Origin of the sequence: Thermoflexus sp. (assembly GCF_025055495.1) — a bacterium.
Taxonomy (GTDB): domain Bacteria; phylum Chloroflexota; class Anaerolineae; order Thermoflexales; family Thermoflexaceae; genus Thermoflexus.
Genome location: NZ_JANWXB010000418.1, coordinates 1 through 2,427, shown reverse-complemented (window position 1 = coordinate 2,427; position 2,427 = coordinate 1). Strand labels below are relative to the sequence as shown.

3 protein-coding genes are annotated in these 2,427 nt (G+C 60.1%); all 3 read right to left on the bottom strand.

Annotated elements, in window-relative coordinates; all coding sequences use genetic code 11:
- Nucleotides 1–36: 36 nt before the first annotated feature.
- On the bottom strand, nt 37–816 hold the full coding sequence (locus tag NZM16_RS13670; protein WP_367281035.1) for a carbohydrate ABC transporter permease: 780 nt from the start codon (nt 814–816) through the stop codon (nt 37–39).
- Between the two features lie 92 nt (nt 817–908).
- Complete coding sequence (locus NZM16_RS13665; RefSeq protein ID WP_295480904.1) at nt 909–1,778, bottom strand: carbohydrate ABC transporter permease; 870 nt, start codon at nt 1,776–1,778, stop codon at nt 909–911.
- A gap of 83 nt (nt 1,779–1,861) precedes the next feature.
- On the bottom strand, nt 1,862–2,427 hold a 566-nt coding region (locus tag NZM16_RS13660; RefSeq protein ID WP_295480902.1), incomplete at its 5' end, for an extracellular solute-binding protein.

Below are 2,427 nucleotides of genomic sequence, written 5' to 3'. Positions count from 1 at the left end.
TTGCCCATGGCGTAAGCGGCGATTGACCGGCCCAGCCTATCCCTTGAGGGCTCCCCCACCCAACCCCCGCACCAAGTAACGCTGCACAAAGAAGGAGGCGATCATCACAGGGATCACCGCGGAGGTAATCGCCACGGACATTTTCCCCATATCTACTCCTCGAAAAGTCCAATAACCTGCAATCGCGACGGGTAACGTCTTGGAATGTCCTCCGGCCAGCATCAGAGCATAAAACATTTCATTCCAAGACATAATGAAAGCGAAGAGGCCCGCAGCAGCGAGGCCAGGGCGAGCGGCTGGCAGAACTACCTTCATAAAGGCCTGCCACCGGGTGCAGCCATCGACCATCGCCTGCTCTTCCAGATCTCGAGGCACATCCTCCAGAAACCCGATCAGAAACCATGTCACTAAAGGAGCAATGAAAGTCAGATGAGCGATTGCCACCGCCCAGACCGTGTCTAAAAGACCGACATAGTAGGCCATTAAAAAGAAGGGAATGACGAACAGAGCCGGCGGCATCATCTGAGCCGCTAAAATCAGAAACCGTAGCCCAATCCCTCCGGTGCGGAAACGGGAGAAGGCGTAAGCGGCAGGCGCGCCAACGATGAGGGAAACCACAACGGTGATCCCCCCTACGATGACGCTGTTCAGGAAATAACGGGCAAAGGGCGAGCCCAGCCAGACCTCCGACCAGTTGACCCCGGTGGGCTCGAATCCGAACAGCGAAGGGCGGCTCAACTCCACCGGCGGCTTCAGAGAGGCCATGAAAACCCACAGGAAGGGAAAGAGAACAGCGATCGCAGCAACCACGAGCATTCCCAGCCGGAGAAGAATCGGCCAGCGTCGCCTCCAGCGGAGCGCCTCCCGGGCGGGCGTGATCCTTACCGAGATGCTACGAGCCAGCCCGGTCATGCCAGCGCCTCCTGACGCCGCAAGATGCGGAAAAGAAGCGCCACCAGAATGAAAATCACAACCGCCAGGGTGAAGGCCATCGCTGCTGCTTCTCCTAGTCGAAAGTAAAGGAAACCCACACGATAAATGTGAAACAGAATGGTCTCTGTCCGCTCTCCTGGACCTCCCCGTGTGATGGCATATACATACTCGAACACCCGGAAGGCATCCAGCATGCGGATAAGAACAGCAGCCAGCATGACCGGCCGGAGAAGCGGGATCGTGAGGTGCCGAAGGATCTGAAATTCTGAGGCGCCATCCACCCGCGCGGCCTCAAAGGGCTCCGAGGGCATGGCCTCTAGCCCGGCTAACAGAAGGAGCACCATCAACGGCGTCCACTGCCAGACGTCGATCAGAATGAGAGAAAAAAGGGCTAGATCCGGCCCGAACCAGTCGATCTCCACGCCCAGGGCCCGCAACCAGACTGGAATAATCCCTAGCTGGTTGTTCAGCAGGAACCGGAACATCAGGCCCACGGCGATGGGAGTCACGAACATCGGAGTCAGGAGGACCGCCCGGAAGACGTTCTGGGCCGGCACCGGCCGCCAGAGAAGGTAGGCGAGCAGGAACCCCAGCAACAGCTCCAGCCCCACTGCCCCGAACACGAAGATCAGCGTGTTCCGCATCGCCGTCCAGTAGGAAGGATTCTCTAGCAGCCCCACATATTGTGCAGTCCCTATCCACTGGACCTGATGGAGGGCGGTAAGGCGATAGTCGTGTAACGAGATATATGCAGCGAAGGCCATCGGATATCCCTGGACGGCCAGCAATAGCAGGAGGAGCGGGAACACCATCCGACGGCCCAGCCATCGATTCCGGCGACCCATCCTCATCGCCTCCCGTCGAGAAGATCCTCTGGGCGGCAGGAGTCACCCTCAGTAGCCCCTGCCGCCCGACGAGAGCCCCACTTTCACCGGCCGAGGATCCGACGGACCTGAGCCGCCGCGTCCTTTAGCGCCTGCTCCGCCGTCTTCTCCCCAGCCACCGCTGCGTTGAGCTCAGTGCCCACCACCTGGATGATTTCCTCCGCCCTAGGACCTCGAGCCAGAGGCTCAGCATCCTCCAGGATCTTCAGAACGGTCTCGTAATAGCCCTGCCCGAAACCCTTCTGCCAGACCTCCGGGTCCTTCATCGCGCTGACCCGCACCGGGGCCCCACCCAGGATCACCCGCTGCTTTTCGATCCGCTTCGAGGTGACCCAGGAGATAAAGCGCCAAGAGGCGTCCTTGTTGGGGGCATTGCGGGGGATCGCCCAATGCCATGCGCCGAGCACCGCCTTGCCGCCGGGCACTTCATACAGGGCAAACTTCCCCGCCAAGGGGCCGGCAGGCCCCTGCGGGTTGTTCAGGGTAGGCAGCATCCAGTTGTAGCTGATCATGGTAGCTGCCTCGCCCGCCGCCATGCTTCGAAGCGCTTCGTCAAAGCCCCAGTTCAGCGAGTTCGGAGGAGCAGCCGTCTTATACGTCTCGATGTAGA

What these genes read in the sequence shown, in the direction of transcription:
- NZM16_RS13670 (WP_367281035.1), bottom strand. Translation starts at nt 816, where the DNA reads ATGCTCGTGGTTGCTGCGATCGCTGTTCTCTTTCCCTTCCTGTGGGTT.
- NZM16_RS13665 (WP_295480904.1), bottom strand. Translation starts at nt 1,778, where the DNA reads ATGGGTCGCCGGAATCGATGGCTGGGCCGTCGGATGGTGTTCCCGCTC.